Here is a 19,346-nt window from a genome sequence, read left to right on the forward strand (position 1 = left end):
ATGCTATAATTACTCAGAAGAAATAGAATTGCTTTTATTACTATTCAGGGGGTCAACAATGATTAAATTTCCAAAACCGAAAGTTGAACAATTTTTTCGTACGTATACCATTACAAACTTTGCAGTGAGTAACGATGAAAAGCGGTTAGTGTTTAACGCCAATTTAAATGGCAAAATGAATTTATGGGCGATGGATTTACCTGACACGTACCCGTACCTCTTTGCTCATCAAGATGAATCATGCAATTTCATTAAATTCGACCCAGAGAATCGGTATGTGCTAGCGGGATATGATAAGGATGGAGATGAGAATTATCAAATCTATGCGATACCGAGCGAAGGTGGTTTACCGCAGCCGACTATTACAGGAGAGGCATCAGAAAAGTATTATTTTAGCCATTTAAGTGATGATGGAAAACGTGTGTACTATGAAACTTCTGAAGAGAATCCTTCCTTTTTAAATACACGAGTTCGAAGTTTACAGAATGGACAAGATACGTTGCTAAATGTCGGAGAAGTGTCAACTACTGAACTAGCGGCAGTATCCGAGAATGAAAAAGCATTTGTCTATTTACGATCATTTGCCAATACGTATGTCGTTGGCTTTGTGAAGGTAGGAGAAGAGACCTTCAACATCACTCCAGATCCCGAGAAGGTTCACGTAGCATTCGAACCGATTTTTACTGATAATGAAACCATTTACTTTGTAACGGATTATGACAGCGATGAAACGTATTTGGCAAAGTTTGAGTTGAATTCAAAAACGTTTACAAAAGTCCTCTCCTTTGATGGGGAGAGCATACAATCGCTTAAATGGGACAAGGATAACAATGCGTTCTATCTTATCACTGCCAAAGGCGTTACAGATGTCTTATATAGATATGATATTGCTAATTCAACAACTGAAAAAAAATCCTTGCCAGTTGATATTATCGAACAACTTCAAGTGGCGAAATCTGGTGCGCTTTATATTTTAGGACGAAGTGCTACCGTTCCGCATAATGTCTATCAATCATCCGAAGGGGAAGAGTGGAAGCAACTGACGAATAACCGGGTTCTTGGGTTAAATCAGAAGGATATGGTAGAGCCCGATATTGTTTCCTACACCACATTTGATGGAATGGAAATCGAGGCTTTATTATTTAAAGCGAAGCCAGAAAATGATAATGGCTATACAATTTTTTGGCCACATGGTGGTCCGCAAGCAGCTGAGCGTAAAATGTTCCGTTCTATGTTCCAATGCTTCATTAATAGAGGTTATACGATTTTTGCCCCTAACTTCCGCGGAAGTACAGGTTATGGATCAGCCTTCACAAAGTTAGTTGAACAAGATTGGGGTGAAGGACCTCGACTCGATTGTGTTGCGGGAATTGAATGGTTGTTCGAGAATGAATTTACAGATCGAGAGAAGCTGTTCCTTGTTGGCGGTAGCTATGGAGGTTACATGGCACTTTTATTACACGGTCGACACCCGGATTATTTCAGAGCGGTTGTTGATATTTTTGGACCATCTGATTTGTTCACCTTCATCAACTCTGTTCCTCCTCATTGGAAGCCAATCATGGAACGGTGGTTAGGAGATCCTGAGCGGGATAAAGAGCGTTTTATCAAAGACTCGCCAGTCACATACTTAGACAGCATGGTAAAGCCAATGCTCGTTATTCAAGGGGCTAAAGATCCACGAGTTGTCAAAGAGGAGTCCGACCAAATCGTGGCGAAATTGAAAGAAAAGGGCCGTGATGTCGAGTACTTCGTTTTAGAAGATGAAGGACACGGATTCTCGAAAAAAGAGAATGAAATTAAAGTATATAGTTTGATGTTGGCGTTTTTGGAAAAACATCAGGCATAGATTTTTAATTCAATACTGCTAGCCACTTTAAGAGAAAAGAAAATCAATCTTCTGGCGGTTATTAGTTAATTGGTATGGACGAAATGTTTACTAGGGACAGTTTCTGTCGGGTCCCGGATACTTGTTTTTGTAAAGTTAAGGGTGGGATTATTACTTGTTGAAATGGCGAAGGAAAGAAAGTAGAAAGAAGAATAATGAACGCTATACAATCGGTGATTTCTTCATGGATTTATTACTCTGGATACCGGAATTATTATTCCTTCCGTTTCGTTTGTTGTTTATTGGTGTAAGAACTATTTTTCGATTCATTGACAACTTTTAAAGGAAGAATAATTTCTTCACTTATATATTATACGACTTTTACAGATTTCTCCGAAAGAGAAAGCTCATTAGCTGCGATTATTAATGACCGTTGTACAGCTTTAAAACTATAGGGGAATTTAAAAGTTAGAGGAGTGTATATATCCCTTTTGGACATACTACAATTTGAACTGAATAATTGAAGTAATGTCTAAATGGAGGTGAAAGAAATGGCGAAAGAAAAAAATAGTAATAACAATAACGATAAAGGAAAAAAAGCCACAAGTGTAACGCCCCAAGGTTATGGAGATACGGAATTCGCTGAAGAGCCTAAAAGTAAACTAGAAGAAGCAGCTAAAAAGAAAAACACAAAATAGTTTTCAAGTGCGCTTTGAAGATAGAAAATGCCCCGTCTCGAGAACAGAGACGGGGCATTTTCTATCTTCACTATAAACCACAATCAAGGTTTCAAGGAACTTGTATTTCTTTTCGCTGGTATTTACTTTTCCGTATCAAATAAATAACAATCAATAAAATAAACCAAACAGGTGTTACAAACAAGGCAACACGAGTATCATCGACAAGTGCTAGCACGATAAGAACGAATGCCAAGAAAGCAAGAATTAGATAGTTGGAAAATGGGTGAAGCGGCATTTTAAATTTGCTCGCTTTCGCAAGTTCTGGTCTAGTTTTGCGGTATTTCAAATGGCAAATGACTGTGATTCCCCAAATATAAATGAAACACACCGTAGAAATACTTGTGATCAGTGTAAAAACACCTTCAGGCATTATATAGTTCAAGACAACGGCAATTAGTATGATGATAGTTGAAAAGAACAATGCATTGGAAGGGACTTTATGGGAAGTTAGTTTTGTAAATGGTGCAGGTGCATTATTATCTTTAGCTAGTGAGTAAATCATCCGGCTTGTACTGAAGACGGCACTGTTACATGCCGAAGCTGCGGATGTCAGGACAACGAAATTGACGATTCCGGCAGCTGCAGCGATACCAACTGCAACGAAAACCTGGACAAATGGACTTTCCATTGGATTGATAGCATCCCACGGATAAATACTCATAATGACAATCAGTGCGCCGATATAGAATATTAAAATTCGAATAGGGATATTATTAATTGCTTTTGGAATAACCTTTTCTGGATTTTCCGTTTCCCCTGCTGTTAATCCTACGAGTTCAATGCCGGCAAATGCAAATACAACCATCTGGAACGAAAGGATAAATCCATGAATGCCGTTAGGGAACATGCCGCCGTGACTCCATAGATTCGAGAAGCTTGATGGCCCTGAATCAGTGGAAAAACCCTTTATAATCATATAAACACCGATAACAATTAATCCAAGAATCGCAATGATTTTAATCAAGGCGAACCAGAATTCCATCTCACCAAAAAGTTTTACGGTTGCAAGATTCATAATTAGCAAAATAACAAGTGCAATTAAGCCTGGCATCCACTGTGGCACATCAGGAAACCAAAACTGGGTATAGAGACCAACTGCAGTTAAGTCAGCCATGGCGATGGAAATCCAGCAAAACCAGTAAGTCCATCCTGTGATAAACGCTGCCATATTCCCCAAGTAGTCTTGAACAAAGTCAACAAAGGAACTATAGTTCAAATTGGAGAGGAGCAGTTCCCCAAGTGCGCGCATGATTAAAAAGCAAACTGCCCCTGTAATCAAATAAGCAAACAAAATTGATGGTCCCGCTAAATGAATCGATTTACCAGCGCCTAGGAATAATCCTGTTCCGATTGCCCCTCCAATGGCGATGAGTTGTACGTGCCTGTTTTTAAGGCCTCTTGATAATTGTTGCTGTTCCTGCATATGTATTTCCCACTCTCTACTGTTCTAGGATGTTTGCATTTTTGCACATTTTGAGTATTTTAAATATCATACAATTGCAAATTAATATCCTAATAAAAGTTTAACATATTATCAGTTAAATCGACAACAAATGATAAATAATTAAATGTATACGTCAAGTTGCCTACCTTGACCTTTAAATTAATCAAAAAAGCGTATAGGGCAACCAACTTTGGCTGTCCAATACGCTTTTTTTTAATAACTAACTTTCTAGATCAATAAATGACCTGATGACCGAAACTGAATTCATTCCAATTCTGAATTTCGTACGTAGGTCTTGCGGTAGTCGAGTTTTTCTTTTGCTGTGGATTAAACCAGCATGTATCGATTCCAAAATTATTCCCGCCTTGAATATCGGACGTAAGTGAATCCCCAATCATTAGAACTCGGGACTTATCCGTTATTTGCAATTTATTGAAGGTATAATCGAAAATCTCAATTTGAGGTTTTTGGAAACCTGTCTCTTCAGATGTAATAATAGCTTCGAATGAATTTTTCAAAATGGAACCAGCGATTCGGGCTAGTTGAACATCTTTGAAGCCATTCGTTAGTACTGCTAATCTGAAATCTGAAAGGTTACTAAGCATAGTTGTCACACCGTCTATGAGATGGACTTCTTTACTCAGATTTTCAAGATAGGTCTGGCTAAATACTTCTGGATTTATATCAAGGTCGTGTTGCATGAACAATCGCTTAAATCGTTCGGTTTTCAAATTTGTCAGTGTAATCTGGCCTTGTTCCAAATCATTCCAAAGTACCTTACTGATAGCGTTATAACTATCCCTGTAATCCGTTAATCCATTTGGAAATCCGCTTGATTGGAACGAATGAAAAAATGCGCGTCTTTCCGTTTCGCGAAAATCAAATAACGTATCATCTAAATCAAAAAGAAATACTTCATACAACACAAACATCTCCTTCTTTACAAACCAAATTGCTTATTGTGCTAATAGTATAGCATGGCTTGTCCTTGTATCATTTGCGTTATTTGCATCCCGGTAGCTGTATCAGCCTGCTAATTACTAGTAGTCATCAAAAAAAGTCGCGAGTGCAGAGGTAGCTCCGCACTTGCAACTTTTATATTTTTGGAAAAAACTTTCTTGCGCCTATAAATAGCCAAGTACATAAGATAAAGGGAAATGTTAATGCGGGAAGTCCTAATGGATTGAGAAGGAGCTCCAATCCTGCTGTGACCGGGACTGTCAAGGTTGCGGCTATTATTCCAGTCAGCGGAGTTTTTTCGGCTTTATTATCAAATACGAGACTGACGGCTATAATTGTCAAAACCGCATTGTAATTATACAAACCTAAATTCAAGGATTGTGTATCTACGCCAATAAAATATGCAGCCAGCCAGGAGACAAACGTGCCGATAATTGCATAGACACCAAATCGCCATCCTGCCAAGAAAAGCCCTATAAGTATGAATGATCCTGTCCATAGCGAGTCAATGACGAATACTTCACCGATTCCTTTTATCAGTCCAACTAATAAAGTCGGTGTCCCTTCGATCGGCAAATTCCATTGTGCTGGGGAGCTTGTAACAAAATCGGGGTTCATATATAGCTTATCGGTGCGATAAGCAACAAGCAACCCGATCCATGTAATAAAAACGAATGGTATCGTTAATACAGGGACTCCCCATTTAGCAAACCACTTCGAAAGTATTGCCATTGCTAAAGAAGCTAACGCAGCGGCAAGCAAAGCAAGAAACCAGCGCTTATCCCCAGATAAAAAAAGAATTGCAGTGATTCCGCTTAATACAGAATTGAAGCTATAGATCCCTGCACTTATCATCGTACGATCTCCACCGCAATATTTCGCTGTGATCGTTCCGACTAGAGCTGAAAGAAATGCCATAACACCAAGACTAGGGGAATGTAGCGTAATACCAATCAGAATAAGAAATCCCGAAACAGCATTTTCGACAAGTATAACTTGTGAAAAACCTTTTAAAGAAGCAGAAATAAGCTCATAAAGCTTATGGAATGGATTGGGAGTAGGATTTAGTTGCTGCATCTGGACACCTTCTCTGTAATATTTTGTAAGCAAGTTCTTGGCCAGTTTGCCAATAAAAAAAGTACCGACCAATTACTATTTAAGTATAGTACCACAAAAACAACTTTACTTATATAAAAAAAAGCGTACAATATTAAATTGGTAATAAAAATGAACACATTTAGGAGTGTCCAAATGAGATTATCGGAAAAAAATGTTTTGATTGGCACAGGGGTATTGTTTATAATAGTATTTGGACTGTTGAACATCGGCAACAAAAAGACTGCCGAGCAACTTGGAAATCAATCTAGTATTAAAATTGCTTCATCATCCTATAACGTGAATGACGGTAATTTAACATTGGAATTTGTAAAGCCGACCAAAGAATTTAAGTTTTCACGTATAACGGTAATCGATAGGAACAACAAGTATTTTACTGGAAAGTCCGAACGAAAAGAGGATTATATCATTTTTGACACATTTATTCCCGAACTAAGTGGTGGGGATATGTTAAAAATAATTATAGAAGAAGCTGTTTCAACAAAGGAATTAAAAATCGAATACAAAATTCCTAAGAGTATTATGACCTCTGCTTAAAAAAATGGAAGCATGCAAGAGGTTTTAGGTGCAATGTTCACATCTTCATTATAAGATTGTAAAAAACTATGACTGATTGTCTCCGCATATGGAGCAATCAGTTTTTGGTTGTCCAAATATAGGAATAGGTGAGGTAATGCAGGGAAATCTGATAGTTATCTCACCGTAATAGTATTGAGGTATTTGCATGTTTGCATACATTTATCTGTAGTACAGTGTCATACTTAGGAGTGGTACCAATTTACGAAAGGAAGGCATGCTGATGGTAAATAAATCAACCTTACATGAAACAATGCGATGCAACCTTGAAATTACAGCTAATGCTCGCAAAGAACTCATGAAATGGTCAACGGATGAGCACGCCTTTTTTTCAATGCAAGTTGCCTTTAATGTACATATTGAAAAACGGCCAAACAATAGACATGGCAATATGTCGTTTTCAATTTTCTTTGATAATGATTCGAATGAAGCTTTAGCGAATCGTATAAACAATAGAGTAGCCGTATTGGAATGTGTTTATCAAAATGATGGTTTTCTAGCAACCGGTTTTCATGTGAGAGGTCGCAGAGAACCTGTGCGAACAAATCGGCGTCTTCCTGTACGTTTAAAATTTCTAGTGGGCCGCAACACCGGCGTTGTGATGCCCATCGAGCTGTACACAAGCATTCGCGAATTGCCGATTGCACAGGAACGTTCTGAATATGTGAAGAAAAGAATTGCCAGCTGGGAAGGCTATTTACGTATAGAAGAAATAAATGCAGATGTCGCAGATGTGACTGTCACTTTTTCAAGGGCCAGCTTAAATGCAGATTTTAGTAAGTTGAGTCTAGTTTGTAACGGATTAAAAGCGAATGAATGGAATACAATCAAAGGATTCAGTGCAAAAATGAAAGGGCTTCAAAATGATATCGGCAATGTGGTTAATACTGATAAGTCCAAAAAAACTGTCGAAATCGAACTGAGTCGAAATTATAGAGAAATGGCAAGAAGGAATGAATGGCACCCGAATTCATATAAGGAAGTCGTCTTCAGTAATTTTGCCGCACTTAGCCAAGTGAAGAGGTTGAGAAAAGGATTTAAAGATCTTCAAGATGGACTGGCAGCCAATCCGAATTTAGAAAAGGTCCTTTTTGAAGAGCGTCCAGTTGTTCGTATTTCTAAGAAACAGAAGGAGCTTGTTTTCCATAACGAGTTAAATAAGTTCCAACAAGAAGCCGTGACGGGAGCAATGACATCAAATGATCTGTACGTTATCCAAGGACCTCCAGGAACTGGGAAAACTACGGTTATTTCAGAAATATGTCATCAAAATGTCAAGGCAGGGTTGCGTACACTCGTAGCATCCCAAGCAAACTTAGCTGTGGACAACGCGTTAGGCCGATTACTATCTCACCAAGATATCCGGATTTTACGATATGGCCGGACAGATAGCATTGAAGAAGAAGGTCAAAAGTTTATCGAAGAAAATGTGGCGCTTAACTGGAAAAACGTAACCTTAGACGCTGTAAATAATCAACTACAGTCGCATGCTGAGAGAGAAATACAACTTCAAAACAATTTAGCTAGTGCTGAAGATGACCTGAAAAAACTTCGAGATGAATTGTTACAGTTAGACAAAAAAGTGAAGTTGAAAGAAGAAGCTCAAGCACAACACATTTTGTATTTAAATGAAATCACAAAGCTTAATAAAAAAATAGTGATATTTAAAAATGAACATGAAAGCTTGTCAAAAAGTCAGGCTGTTTTACAGAAATCAGCTGACGATTTAAGTGTTGAAATCAATCGACTTGAACAAATCATACAAACAGAAATCAAAAGCTCAACAGCACTTGATCAGATGGAAAAATTAGAACAACAAATAGAGCAACTTCGTCAGTACATAAGCTATCGTCAAACAGTAAAAAAGCTAAATGAGACGGAAGATTCTATCGCAATTTCTCATAAAAACCTAGAAATAAAAAATGATAAAATTAACAGTCTACATTTATTTTTGAAAGCATTAGATTCCGTAACTAAAATAGATTTATTGAAAAATCGGATGCAGTTTTTCGAAATTGTCCCTACATTTAACACGAATTGGAAAATGACCGAATTAACTCAATTAATTGACACGATTAAATCTGATACTTCTAGTGAAGGGTATAGCGAATGGCAAGAACTGAATAACCGACTTTCAACTGCTATAAACATGATTGAGGGTCTGTTGAAGGAGAATGGATTTCTTACAAAGTCGGCGAAAACAACTAATAACCAAAAATACAATTCAGTCAAGGAAATCCACGGACTTATTGACCGGATAGGATTATTTCTAATTGATCCTTCGACTAAACGTAGCTTGGAAACAAGGAACTATTCGGCTGAAAAATATGATAATCTTGAAAAAATAGCCGTTGCTTTGGCGCTGTTACGTGAAAGGAAGAACTATGCGCAATTGCAAGGTGCAAGTTTTGAAAAACAACATCAAGTCAAGTTAGAGTCGAAGAAAATGTTTACTGTCATTAAAAAGGAACTAGCCGAACAGATTAATCAGATGATACTAGAAATCGAACATGAAAGAAAATCTATACAGCACAATCTTGAAAGTCAACAAATGACACTGAGCAGTCTTCAGCTAACAGCTTCAAAAAGTAAAGAACGAATCGGAATTATTGATGAAATCCAATCAATCCAGTCAGTAAAAGAAGAATTGGAACAGAAAGAAAAAACCTTTGCCGATTATATAAAAAAGAAGGCTACCCTGCAACAATATGAGCAGGAGCTGAAAACTAAAATGGACGATGCTGAAGTTAATGCTCAAAAATCGAAGGAGAATTTAGTTACTCTTCAGTCTATAGAAGAGGAAATTGGATCGGTAAATGAAGAACGACTTGAACAGGAAAAACAACTGGCACCCTTGGCGGAATTAGTGGCACAAAATCCCGAAGAAGAACGTCAACTTACACTAACTTCCATTCATCAATTGGAAACGAAGACAGAAAAACTTAAAGCGGATAAAAAACGATTACCAATCACGCTTAAACTTCAGAAAGAATGGATTTCACTGCTCTCAGAAGCCAACGAATATGATCTTGATGAAATTCGGAAATTGTATGTGGAGCATGCCAATGTAATCGGTACAACTTGCGTAGCATCTGCTCGACGTGATTTCATGGAGGAATATCCGACATTCGATGTGGTCATCATTGATGAAGTTTCTAAAGCGACACCACCTGAACTGCTGTTGCCGATGTTGAAAGGGAAAAAGATAATTTTAGTCGGGGATCATCACCAGTTGCCACCACTTATGGGACAAGCGACACTTGAAGAGTTGCTGGAGGAAAGCGACAATCAGGAAGAAAAAAGTGAACTAGAAAAACTATTGAAAGAATCATTATTCGAACGTCTATTCAGAACCTTGCCAAAGCAAAACAAAACGATGCTGGCCATCCAGTACCGTATGCATGAAAGTATTATGGAAACGATTACGCCTTTCTACCAAGAAGGCGATTACAGCCTCCAGTGCGGTTTAACGGATTCAGATGCTGTTCGTGACCATATGATCGATTCTCGTTACGTACAAAGAAATGATCATCTCCTATGGTTTGATATGCCGAATGAACCGAAGTATTTCGAGGAGAAGGTAAAAGGCGGTACAAGTCGCTTCAATCAAGCAGAATTGAACATGACGAGTAAAATTCTCTTGGATTTAGAGAGCGCTTCCGAAAAAGCGAAAAAGGATGGAACGATGAAACAGGAGGTCAAAAAAAGTGTCGGTGTAATCAGTTTCTATGGCGAACAGGTGAAGAGAATTGATCGGCTGATACAACAAGAGCTGATTCCGCAACATTTAAATTGTAGAACGGGATCTGTCGATAAGTTTCAGGGAATGGAAATGGACGTCATTATTTTGAGCTTTGTTCGAAACCACCAGGATAAGGGCGGTGATATCGGATTTGCGAGAGATTACAGACGTTTAAATGTTGCCTTATCACGTGCAAGGGAACTACTCATCATTGTGGGAAGTGCAGATATGTTCGCAGTACGGGCGAAACACCCAAGTTCAAAAGAAATGTATGGACGACTGCTCGAGAATGTCAAAAAGAAAAATGGGTTGAGGGATCATGAAGGAAATAGTAAATTATGATTCGATAGGAGGCTCCTGTTATGAATGAGTTAAAAGGACGGTTAACAAAGGAGCTTCAACAGGACTTTAATGTGAAAATCATGGGTTCCTTGTCATGGAGTTTACCCGTCCATTCTCTTGAGATTGAATACAATACTGTAAAACGGACAAAGATGGATATTCTCATGAAGATGATGCTAATCGCCTTCGGGAAAGCAGAAATTGCTGCTGCTGAAGAGTTAAGTGAAATTCTTCTTGTTGAACAACTTTTTATTAATGACTTAATCGAAAAAATGTCTAAAACAGGTGTAATTGAAAAAAGGGAAGGCCTTTTTTCATTGACAGAGGTAGGGGTTCAGCAACTTAAATCAGGAATTTTTGTGCATGAGCAAGAAATGGATTCAGCACTGATGCTTTATAGTCCCTATCATCAGTCATTTATGAAAGGCGATGTGAAGCATATTTCATACGATGAAAAGGAAGTTTATCGCTATCAAGATGAATTTGACGATTGGGACGTAGAGTCTCTTGATGACAGCTTTTTAATAGATGGGCTAAAAACGATGGATGTGGAGTCGAGTGAAGGAAACGTCCAGATTGTAGTTTCAGAAATTGTAACTGCATCTGACCGAAAAACCAACTTGGTACCTTGTATTGAATTTCATATGTATAACGAGGTGGAAGATCTAGTATACGCACGGGTTTGGAATACACTGACGGAACAATGGGATAAAACGCTCGAAAACCTATTAAACGAAAAAGAACGAAAAAAGTGGCGGGAGAATTATTTATAATACTAGATAACATTTGATTGCTACACTGCTTTTTAACTATAAAGGAAGATTCCTATATTTAGGAATCTTCCTTTATTATTTTCTTGCAAAACTATAAAATCTCTTTCCGTGGGTGGATAGAATCAAAACCTTGTGCTACAGTTAATTTGCAAACAATTACAAAAAAAGTTCTTGAAGTAATAAAATAAGATATGTAGGGATGAAGCATATGAAAATACTGGCAATAGATATTGGCGGAACATCTCTTAAAGTTTGTATGGCTACTGAAAAAGGGATCATTTCTGAGTTTAACGAGTTCGATTCTGAAGCAGGAAAGGGTGGACAATATTTAGTCGACAATCTTATTCAGATAATTACTAAAAATTATTCGGGATATGAGGCCATTGGTATTAGTACTGCTAGTCAAGTAAACAGTGAAGATGGTTCAATCATTTATGCGAATGAAAACTTTCCGAATTACACAGGAATGAAAGTGAAAGCAATTTTTGAAGAGAAGTTTGGTGTCCCTGTGAAAGTTGAAAACGATGTGAACGCGGCCGCTTTAGGGGAAAAACATTTTGGAGCTGGTAAGAAGTTCAAGGATTTCTTATGCTTAACTTACGGAACAGGGATAGGCGGTGCAATTGTAATTGATTCCTCTGTTTATAAAGGGCTTAATGGAGGTGCAGGCGAATTTGGTCATATGATTTTGTATCCTGGCGGTAAGAAGTGTAATTGTGGATGTGTAGGATGTTATGAGATGTATGGATCTACTACAGCCTTAGTGAAAAAAGCATTGGAACTGGATAAAAAGTATATTAACGGTCGAACGATTTTTGAAGGCCTTGAACAAGGTGATGAAAAACTTGAGAAAGTTCTTAATGACTGGGTGCTTGAAGTAGCTTATGGTCTCGTTTCTTTAACGCATATCTTTAATCCTCCTGCTATTATTATAGGCGGCGGGGTTATGGAGCAAGAAAGATTAGTGTCATTGGTATCGAGTAAAGTAAAAGAATTAATGTTGAGGAGTTTTTCGGGTGTGAAGATATTGAGGGCCTCTCTTGGAAACAAAGCTGGAGTATTAGGGGCGGCATCACTTCATTTACCGATGAGAGACTAGAGTGTCTTAACCCGTTCGTGAATGCCCCTCATTAGTAAGCGAATGTGTGAGAAGCCAGCTCTTTTCGTTTTTTGCAGAATGAGAGTAATCACATTAGGTGATTGACTCTCTTTTTTGGCTTTTTAACTTTAAACTGCTATGGACGAAGCTGAGGAATACTTCAGAACAAGGAAGAGAAGTTGCCATTCAGCGTCCGTCGTTGTAAAAGGAAAATTTCTTTGATAAAAAAATAGGATAAAGAAAAAGGAGGATACCAGTATGAATAGCAAGTCAGGTTTCATGGGCGGATTGTATATTATCAGTGAATGGATTATGAAATTTTCTTTGATTAATCTATTTTGGATACTCTTTAATATACCCATTGTTTTTCTACTTTTAAATATATTATTTGTTGAACGGATGGAAGAGAGAGTGTAAAATATCTTGTGTAAATGAATAATTACAAAAAGGAAGACCTTTTCTTGGTAGAATTAAGTCACCACAACCAATCCTAGAAAAGAGGCCTTCCCTATGACTCAGTTTACAACAGATATTGTTCAAGCACTAGTACAAAAACAAGATATTACCGAGGTTTTTCGTTCGCATTTAGAAACAGCGGTTAATAGTTTACTGACTACTGAACTGACAGCTTTTTTAGATTATGAAAAATACGACCGAATAGGCTTTAATTCAGGGAATTCACGTAATGGTTCGTATGACCGAACGCTACACACGGAATATGGTGACCTCCGAGTTACGATTCCCCGTGATCGCAACGGTGATTTTAAACAACAGACAGTTGCGCCTTATAAGCGGTCAAACGATACACTCGAATCATTTGTCATTCACATGTTTCAAAAAGGCGTTACCATGTCGGAAATCGCAGATTTAATCGAGAAAATGTACGGTCATCATTACACACGTCAAACCATTTCTAACATGACACAGGTAGTGGGCGAACAAGTAGAAGCCTTTAATAGAAGGAAACTCAGTGCGCGCTATGTCTGTGTTTATTTAGACGCAACCTATATTTCTGTTCGACGTGAAACGGTCTCTAAAGAAGCTGTTTATATAGCTGTGGGCATTCGCGAAGATGGATCAAAAGAAGTAATTGCTTACACAATCGCTCCAACAGAATCAGCATTCAATTGGAAAGAGCTCTTACTGGAAACAAAAGAGCGTGGCGTAGAAGAAGTCCTTCTCTTCCTTTCAGACGGCTTAGCAGGCATGATTGACACGATTACAAGCGTATTTCCTAAAGCGCAATTCCAAACATGTTTAGTGCATGTGGCACGCAATATTTCACATAAAGTACGTGTCGAAGATCGTGCTGAGATTTGCGATGACTTCAAAACAGTTTACCGAGCAGATGATCAGGAAGCTGGGCAAGTCGCGTTAGATAATTTCTGTTCCAAGTGGAACAAATCATATCCAAAGGTAACAAAATCACTCGCTACAAATGATCATCTACTTACCTTCTATAACTTTCCAAAGGCAATTTGGCGCAGCATCTACTCAACGAATTTAATCGAGTCCTTTAACAAGCAAATCAAGAAATATACAAAGCGCAAAGAACAGTTTCCGAATGAAGAAGCACTCGAACGCTTCCTAGTCTCGCAGTTTGAAGAGTACAACCAACGCTTCGCCGTACGATGCCATATCGGTTTCGATCAAGCACGTGCAAAGCTGGCTGAGTTGTTTGAAGTGAAAGAATAAAAGTGTGATGATCTTTAAGAAGAGGTTGGATTGTCATTTACACATAAATATTGACACTCCCATGGAAGAATTGCCTCTTTTACTAATTCCATTAATCATATTGATACCAATCTTATTCTTTCCAGCAACAACTGCGATGTTTGCAATGGTAAGAGAGTGGATTATTAATGATGAGGATAATGGACAACTTTTTAGGTCCTATTGGGGGTACTATAAAGATAATTATAAAAAAAGTGTATTGAGTGGTCTTATTTTAACAATGGCTTGGCTGATTTTGGCGGTAGATGTCTTTTACCTTTTTGATAAAAATAATAGTATGATGTTTCTCTTTTTGATTATGGGTATTATTTTATTTGTCTTTTCAATCAACCTTTTTTCAATTACTGTTCATTATCACATGAGGTTGCTTACTTCATTAAAAAATGCTTTTCTCTTAACGATAGGAAGCCCTGTTTTATTTATGGCGGTGGCGATTAGCAGTGGACTGGTCTTATATATTAGCGTAAACATCTTCAGGTATTTACTCCCCTTTTTAACAGGTTCGCTTATTGCGTTTTTAACTTTTTCTGCATTTTATAGAAACCATTTAAAACTTATTGAAAAGAGTGAGAGATGAAAAATTAAAAAAGACGACAATTCTTGTTGCGCAATTCTAAATAGAGTGATAACCTAAAAGGGCATTACAGTGCAACCGGTTTCATAAACAGTTTGGAGGGGATAGATTTATACCCAATATACGCTTACATGGAGTTGTGCAACCGCTTTCATTAAATCAGTACAAAAAAGGGGAGATTATATGAAAAGCAAAAAGCAAATTATCAGTTTGGTTTCTGTATTATTAATTTCTATTATTGCGTTAGTGGGGTGCTCAGCTTCGGAAGAGGAAGGTAGTACTGCATCTAAGGACCAGGTAACTGTTGATATTTATCAATTTAAAGTAGAAATTAAAGATCAATTTGAAAGTTTAGTCAAAGTATATGAAAAGGAAAACCCCGGCGTGAAAATTAATGTTAAAACTGTCGGTGGTGGCAATGATTATGGTGCTACTTTAAAAACATTATTTTCTTCCGGTGAAGAACCAGACATTTTTAATGTAGGCGGACCATCTGCCGTTGAAGAGTATAAAGATTATTTAGCAGATGTATCTGATACAGCGGCAGTTACGGCATCTCTTGATGGGACTTTAACAGCTGTCCAGGATGGCGAAAAAATTTTAGGATTGCCATTTAACCAAGAAGGTTATGGATTGATTTTTAACAAAGCAATTTTAGAGAAGGCTGGCATTAACCCAGATGAAATAATTACGTTTGAGGATTTAGAAAATGCAGTTGAATTAATAGATAGTAAAAAAGCGGACCTGGGTATTGATGCAGTATTCGCCCTACCAGCTAAAGAATTATGGGTTTTAGGGGACCATATCGCAAATATGTTCCTAGCACCAGAGTTTAATAATGATATTTCAGAGGCATATAATGCTGAAACAATCGCATTTGAAAAAGGCGATGAGTTAAAAAGATATATTGATTTGCAAAATAAGTATTCTGTTCAGCCAATACTTAGCCTTGACTACTCTCAACAGGTAGAACAGTTATTTTCTTTAGAAAAAGTTGCTATGATTCAACAAGGCAACTGGGTATATAATTCCGTTTATGATATGGATCCAGAATTAGCGGAAAAAGGTATTGGTATTTTGCCAGTTCCGGTGGAAGGCTTTGAAGGAAAGATTCCAGCGGGTGTACCAATGTTTTGGGCTGTAAATGGGAAGAGTGATCCAAAAGTGGTGCAAGCAAGTAAGGATTTCTTAGATTGGATGTACACATCTGAGACGGGGAAAACTGCAGTGTTAGAAGATTTCAAATTTATCCCTGCTTATAAGGGGTATGATGCCTCGAAAATTGCTGATCCTCTTTCGCAAAAGATTTATGAATATGCTGAAGCTGGTAACACAATCGAAGGATGGGTATATCAAGCTACTCCAACAGGATGGAATCAAGAAACACTTGGTGTTAATATGCAAAAGTATTTAAGTGGCGCCATGGAATGGGATGAAGTGATAGCTGAAGCACGTACTAAGTGGGAAGAAGAACGAAAATAACATAATTCAGCGTTACTCTGCTATCTCTATAGATAGCAGGAGAATGTGAAGTAGGATGTAATATAGTGCAGATTCAAATACTATAAGATTGCCGCATTCGGCGGATGCCAAGGAATTTGAAAAATGCAGCTAATAAAAACGTGTGCAAGAGTTTTTGTTAGCTGTACTACATATTGGGGGTGCTAGTAATGCGTAATCGTGACCTTTCATTTTGGTTGTTTTTAATGCCAGTGATTTTGAGCTTAGGGATTGTCATCATTATTCCATTTATATATGGCTTTATTTACTCTTTTACAAATTGGAACGGGATGGTAGCAACTGAATTTATCGGTTTTAAGAATTACATCACTTTATTTAAAGATGCAGAGTTCAGAGCATCCATTTGGTTTACGACTAAGTTTGCAATTACTTCTGTAATTCTTCTTAACTTTTTAGGGCTAGGCCTAGCTTTGCTCGTAACACGGAAGATGAAGACAAGTAGTTTTATGCGAACTGTTTTCTTTATGCCAAACTTAATTGGCGGACTCATATTAGGATTTATTTGGCAGTTTGTTTTCATAAGTGTATTTGGAAGCTTGGGAGATTTGCTTGGGGTTGAGGCATTAACAGGTTGGTTGTCTACGACCGCAACTGGTTTTTGGGGGCTAGTCATTTTGACATCGTGGCAAATGGCTGGGTACATTATGATTATCTATATTGCTTATTTAGAAAATATACCGAAGGACTTACTTGAAGCTGCAGAAATTGATGGTGCATCTAGTTATCAGCGTTTTTGGAAAATCACTTTTCCGCTAGTAGCGCCGGCATTTACCGTTAGTATGTTTTTAACACTGTCCAATTCATTTCAAATCTATGACCAAAATCTATCATTAACAAATGGTGGACCTTATAACTCCACTCAAATGGTTGCGATGAGCATCGTTAAAGCTGCTTTTACTGAAAACAAAATGGCTTATGCCCAGACGCAAGCCGTTATTTTCTTTCTCATTATAGCAGCCGTTGCAATCACACAAGTTTACTACAATAAAAAACGGGAGGTAGAGTTATAATGAAGCAAAGTAAACGTAATCTGTATATTATTGAGTTTTTTGGCCTCTTGCTTGCTTTGCTATGGCTCTCACCTTTTTACTTAATGCTTACCAATGCGTTTAAAACAAAGAGGGAAATTTTCACGGATGTACTTGGATTGCCTAATGAATACACGATGGATAACTTTGTGAAGGCTTTTATTGATTTAGATTTTATGAAATCTCTCTTTAACTCTGTAATAATTACCGTTTTAGGAGTAGGAGTTATTATAGTCTTTTCCTCTATGGCAGGTTATGCGTTGGCGCGGAATAAGAGTAAACTGAGCGGCATTATCTTTTTAGTATTCGTTGCTGCTATGTTAATTCCGTTCCAATCTGTTATGATTCCCCTTGTTTCGATTTTTGGAAAAGCTGACATGCTAAATCGTACTGGTCTTATCTTTATGTATTTAGGTTTTGGTTCTAGCCTCTCCATATTTTTATATCATGGCGCAATGACTGGCATATCCAATTCAATGGATGAGGCAGCAATTATCGATGGAGCGAATAAATTCCAAGTGTTTTGGAAAATTATTTTTCCGTTATTCAAGCCTATTTCCGTTACAGTAGGAATATTAAACGTGATTTGGATTTGGAACGATTACTTATTACCGTCTCTAATATTATCGGACTCAAGTGCAACAATCCCAATAAAAATGTTCCTTTTCTTTGGTCAATACACAAAACAGTGGCATTTAGCATTAGCTGGGTTAACAATCGCTGTTATTCCAGTTATTATTGGGTACTTCTTTGCACAAAAGCAAATTATCGAAGGGGTATCTGAAGGTGCCGTTAAATAAAACTATAGAGGATGAAGGTAATGTCAGTAACAATTAAAGATGTTGCGGCCCGGGCGAATGTAGCTCCATCTACCGTATCACGAGTTATTTCAGATAGTCCGCACATTAGTGAGAAAACGAAACGGAAAGTCCAAAAGGTTATGGATGAAATGGGGTATCATCTAAACTATAATGCGCAAATGCTTGCAACACAATCAACAAAGACAATCGGTATTATTATGAAAAACTCTACGGCAGAATTTATGCATAACTCCTTTTTTCCTGAAGTCATTAGGGGGATAAGTGCTTTGTGTAGTAAGCATGATTTCAGTATCAGTCTAACTACAGGGGAAACCGAAGAAGAAATCTTTACTGATACTGTGAAGATGGTCCGTGGAAAAAGAGTAGATGGCATGATTGTCTTATACTCAAAAAAAGATGATAAAGTAGTTCCTTATTTAATTGAATCGGGCATTCCTTTTGTCGTCATCGGCAAACCTTTAATTGAATCCAGTAAAATCATGTTTGTAGATAATGATAACGTCCAAGCAGCAAAAGAAGCGACAGATTTCTTACTAAACCTTGGACATAAAAAGCTTGCATTTATTGGTGAAGATGAGCAGTTTGAAGTAAGTGAAGCCAGGTTAAATGGTTTCATTCAAGCAGTAAAAGGGCAAGGATTGACTGTTTCAGAGGGGTATATCAAGAATATACAATTTGATCCTCTCCACGGAAAAAAAATCGTCACTGAATTAATGAACTTAGCTGAACCGCCTACTGCATTAGTTGTCTCGGATGACTTAAATGCATTAATTGTGCTGACTGCTTTAAGTGAGAAAAATATCAAAGTACCGGACGATATGAGTATGATTGTCTTTAATAATTCAGTCATATCAAAAGTAGCCAATCCACCTTTAACGACTGTAGATACACAAATATTCCAATTGGGGTATGAATCGGCGAACTGCTTGATCGAGCTGGTGAAAGATCCGCAAATGTTTAAAAAAAGTGTCATCATACCAACTGTTATTGTGGAAAGAAATTCTTGTTTACCCTTGTAATTAAGGAGAATGCGTAATCCCAAGCATTG

At 37.6% G+C, this 19,346-nt stretch carries 17 protein-coding genes; 14 read left to right on the forward strand and 3 right to left on the reverse strand.

Going from position 1 to position 19,346, the window contains the following annotated elements; all coding sequences use genetic code 11:
- The first annotated feature begins 58 nt into the window (after positions 1-58).
- The 3 genes from MKZ11_RS15480 (at position 59) to sspL (ending at position 2,526) form a co-directional block, all read left to right on the forward strand.
- Positions 59-1,849 (forward strand): S9 family peptidase, encoded by a 1,791-nt coding sequence (locus MKZ11_RS15480; RefSeq protein ID WP_340795283.1) that lies wholly within the window; start codon positions 59-61, stop codon positions 1,847-1,849.
- 154 nt (positions 1,850-2,003) lie between these two features.
- Positions 2,004-2,171 (forward strand): hypothetical protein, encoded by a 168-nt coding sequence (locus MKZ11_RS15485; protein WP_340795284.1) that lies wholly within the window; start codon positions 2,004-2,006, stop codon positions 2,169-2,171.
- A 208-nt stretch (positions 2,172-2,379) separates the two neighbouring features.
- Positions 2,380-2,526, forward strand: coding sequence for a small, acid-soluble spore protein L (gene sspL, locus MKZ11_RS15490; RefSeq protein ID WP_340795285.1), 147 nt, complete (start codon positions 2,380-2,382; stop codon positions 2,524-2,526).
- Positions 2,527-2,617: 91 nt separating this feature from the next.
- Here the strand turns inward: sspL and MKZ11_RS15495 are convergent, their stop codons facing one another.
- The 3 genes from MKZ11_RS15495 to MKZ11_RS15505 all read right to left on the reverse strand — a co-directional run bounded on the left by MKZ11_RS15495 (position 2,618) and on the right by MKZ11_RS15505 (position 6,049).
- Positions 2,618-3,991, reverse strand: coding sequence for an amino acid permease (locus MKZ11_RS15495; protein ID WP_340795286.1), 1,374 nt, complete (start codon positions 3,989-3,991; stop codon positions 2,618-2,620).
- A 254-nt stretch (positions 3,992-4,245) separates the two neighbouring features.
- Positions 4,246-4,938: a YjjG family noncanonical pyrimidine nucleotidase gene (locus tag MKZ11_RS15500; RefSeq protein WP_340795287.1), complete on the reverse strand. Its 693-nt coding sequence runs from the start codon at positions 4,936-4,938 to the stop codon at positions 4,246-4,248.
- Positions 4,939-5,107: 169 nt separating this feature from the next.
- Complete coding sequence (locus MKZ11_RS15505; RefSeq protein ID WP_340795288.1) at positions 5,108-6,049, reverse strand: urea transporter; 942 nt, start codon at positions 6,047-6,049, stop codon at positions 5,108-5,110.
- A 174-nt stretch (positions 6,050-6,223) separates the two neighbouring features.
- On the opposite strand from MKZ11_RS15505, the gene MKZ11_RS15510 reads away from it, so the two are divergent.
- From MKZ11_RS15510 to MKZ11_RS15560, 11 genes are all read left to right on the forward strand, one after another.
- Positions 6,224-6,625: a hypothetical protein gene (locus MKZ11_RS15510; RefSeq protein ID WP_340795289.1), complete on the forward strand. Its 402-nt coding sequence runs from the start codon at positions 6,224-6,226 to the stop codon at positions 6,623-6,625.
- 262 nt (positions 6,626-6,887) lie between these two features.
- Positions 6,888-10,748 (forward strand): AAA domain-containing protein, encoded by a 3,861-nt coding sequence (locus MKZ11_RS15515; protein WP_340795290.1) that lies wholly within the window; start codon positions 6,888-6,890, stop codon positions 10,746-10,748.
- A 20-nt stretch (positions 10,749-10,768) separates the two neighbouring features.
- Positions 10,769-11,521, forward strand: coding sequence for a hypothetical protein (locus tag MKZ11_RS15520; RefSeq protein WP_340795291.1), 753 nt, complete (start codon positions 10,769-10,771; stop codon positions 11,519-11,521).
- 199 nt (positions 11,522-11,720) lie between these two features.
- Positions 11,721-12,620: an ROK family protein gene (locus MKZ11_RS15525; RefSeq protein ID WP_340795292.1), complete on the forward strand. Its 900-nt coding sequence runs from the start codon at positions 11,721-11,723 to the stop codon at positions 12,618-12,620.
- Positions 12,621-12,878: 258 nt separating this feature from the next.
- Positions 12,879-13,037 (forward strand): hypothetical protein, encoded by a 159-nt coding sequence (locus MKZ11_RS15530; RefSeq protein WP_340795293.1) that lies wholly within the window; start codon positions 12,879-12,881, stop codon positions 13,035-13,037.
- Positions 13,038-13,130: 93 nt separating this feature from the next.
- Entirely contained in the window at positions 13,131-14,315 is a 1,185-nt protein-coding gene (locus MKZ11_RS15535) for an IS256 family transposase (RefSeq protein WP_340792598.1), read from the forward strand.
- Between the two features lie 61 nt (positions 14,316-14,376).
- Positions 14,377-14,931: a YesL family protein gene (locus MKZ11_RS15540; protein ID WP_340795294.1), complete on the forward strand. Its 555-nt coding sequence runs from the start codon at positions 14,377-14,379 to the stop codon at positions 14,929-14,931.
- A gap of 180 nt (positions 14,932-15,111) precedes the next feature.
- Positions 15,112-16,410: an ABC transporter substrate-binding protein gene (locus MKZ11_RS15545; RefSeq protein ID WP_340795295.1), complete on the forward strand. Its 1,299-nt coding sequence runs from the start codon at positions 15,112-15,114 to the stop codon at positions 16,408-16,410.
- A gap of 188 nt (positions 16,411-16,598) precedes the next feature.
- A complete protein-coding gene (locus tag MKZ11_RS15550; protein ID WP_340795296.1) occupies positions 16,599-17,459 on the forward strand; it encodes a carbohydrate ABC transporter permease in 861 nt (286 codons plus the stop codon).
- Positions 17,459-18,277: a carbohydrate ABC transporter permease gene (locus tag MKZ11_RS15555; RefSeq protein ID WP_340795297.1), complete on the forward strand. Its 819-nt coding sequence runs from the start codon at positions 17,459-17,461 to the stop codon at positions 18,275-18,277. The genes MKZ11_RS15550 and MKZ11_RS15555 overlap by 1 nt, the downstream gene beginning before the upstream one ends.
- Positions 18,278-18,297: 20 nt before the next feature.
- A complete protein-coding gene (locus MKZ11_RS15560) occupies positions 18,298-19,317 on the forward strand; it encodes a LacI family DNA-binding transcriptional regulator (protein WP_340795298.1) in 1,020 nt (339 codons plus the stop codon).
- Positions 19,318-19,346: the final 29 nt, after the last annotated feature.

This window comes from Sporosarcina sp. FSL K6-1508 (genome assembly GCF_038007465.1).
Classification (GTDB): Bacteria; Bacillota; Bacilli; order Bacillales_A; family Planococcaceae; genus Sporosarcina; species Sporosarcina psychrophila_B.

Excerpts from the sequence above, each read along its gene's own strand:
- MKZ11_RS15545 (WP_340795295.1), top strand. The coding sequence starts at position 15,112 with ATGAAAAGCAAAAAGCAAATTATCAGTTTGGTTTCTGTATTATTAATT.
- MKZ11_RS15495 (WP_340795286.1), bottom strand. The coding sequence starts at position 3,991 with ATGCAGGAACAGCAACAATTATCAAGAGGCCTTAAAAACAGGCACGTA.
- MKZ11_RS15515 (WP_340795290.1), top strand. The coding sequence starts at position 6,888 with ATGGTAAATAAATCAACCTTACATGAAACAATGCGATGCAACCTTGAA.
- MKZ11_RS15535 (WP_340792598.1), top strand. The coding sequence starts at position 13,131 with ATGACTCAGTTTACAACAGATATTGTTCAAGCACTAGTACAAAAACAA.
- MKZ11_RS15520 (WP_340795291.1), top strand. The coding sequence starts at position 10,769 with ATGAATGAGTTAAAAGGACGGTTAACAAAGGAGCTTCAACAGGACTTT.
- MKZ11_RS15510 (WP_340795289.1), top strand. The coding sequence starts at position 6,224 with ATGAGATTATCGGAAAAAAATGTTTTGATTGGCACAGGGGTATTGTTT.
- MKZ11_RS15555 (WP_340795297.1), top strand. The coding sequence starts at position 17,459 with ATGAAGCAAAGTAAACGTAATCTGTATATTATTGAGTTTTTTGGCCTC.
- MKZ11_RS15560 (WP_340795298.1), top strand. The coding sequence starts at position 18,298 with ATGTCAGTAACAATTAAAGATGTTGCGGCCCGGGCGAATGTAGCTCCA.
- MKZ11_RS15550 (WP_340795296.1), top strand. The coding sequence starts at position 16,599 with ATGCGTAATCGTGACCTTTCATTTTGGTTGTTTTTAATGCCAGTGATT.
- MKZ11_RS15480 (WP_340795283.1), top strand. The coding sequence starts at position 59 with ATGATTAAATTTCCAAAACCGAAAGTTGAACAATTTTTTCGTACGTAT.
- MKZ11_RS15525 (WP_340795292.1), top strand. The coding sequence starts at position 11,721 with ATGAAGCATATGAAAATACTGGCAATAGATATTGGCGGAACATCTCTT.
- MKZ11_RS15530 (WP_340795293.1), top strand. The coding sequence starts at position 12,879 with ATGAATAGCAAGTCAGGTTTCATGGGCGGATTGTATATTATCAGTGAA.
- MKZ11_RS15505 (WP_340795288.1), bottom strand. The coding sequence starts at position 6,049 with ATGCAGCAACTAAATCCTACTCCCAATCCATTCCATAAGCTTTATGAG.
- sspL (WP_340795285.1), top strand. The coding sequence starts at position 2,380 with ATGGCGAAAGAAAAAAATAGTAATAACAATAACGATAAAGGAAAAAAA.
- MKZ11_RS15540 (WP_340795294.1), top strand. The coding sequence starts at position 14,377 with ATGGAAGAATTGCCTCTTTTACTAATTCCATTAATCATATTGATACCA.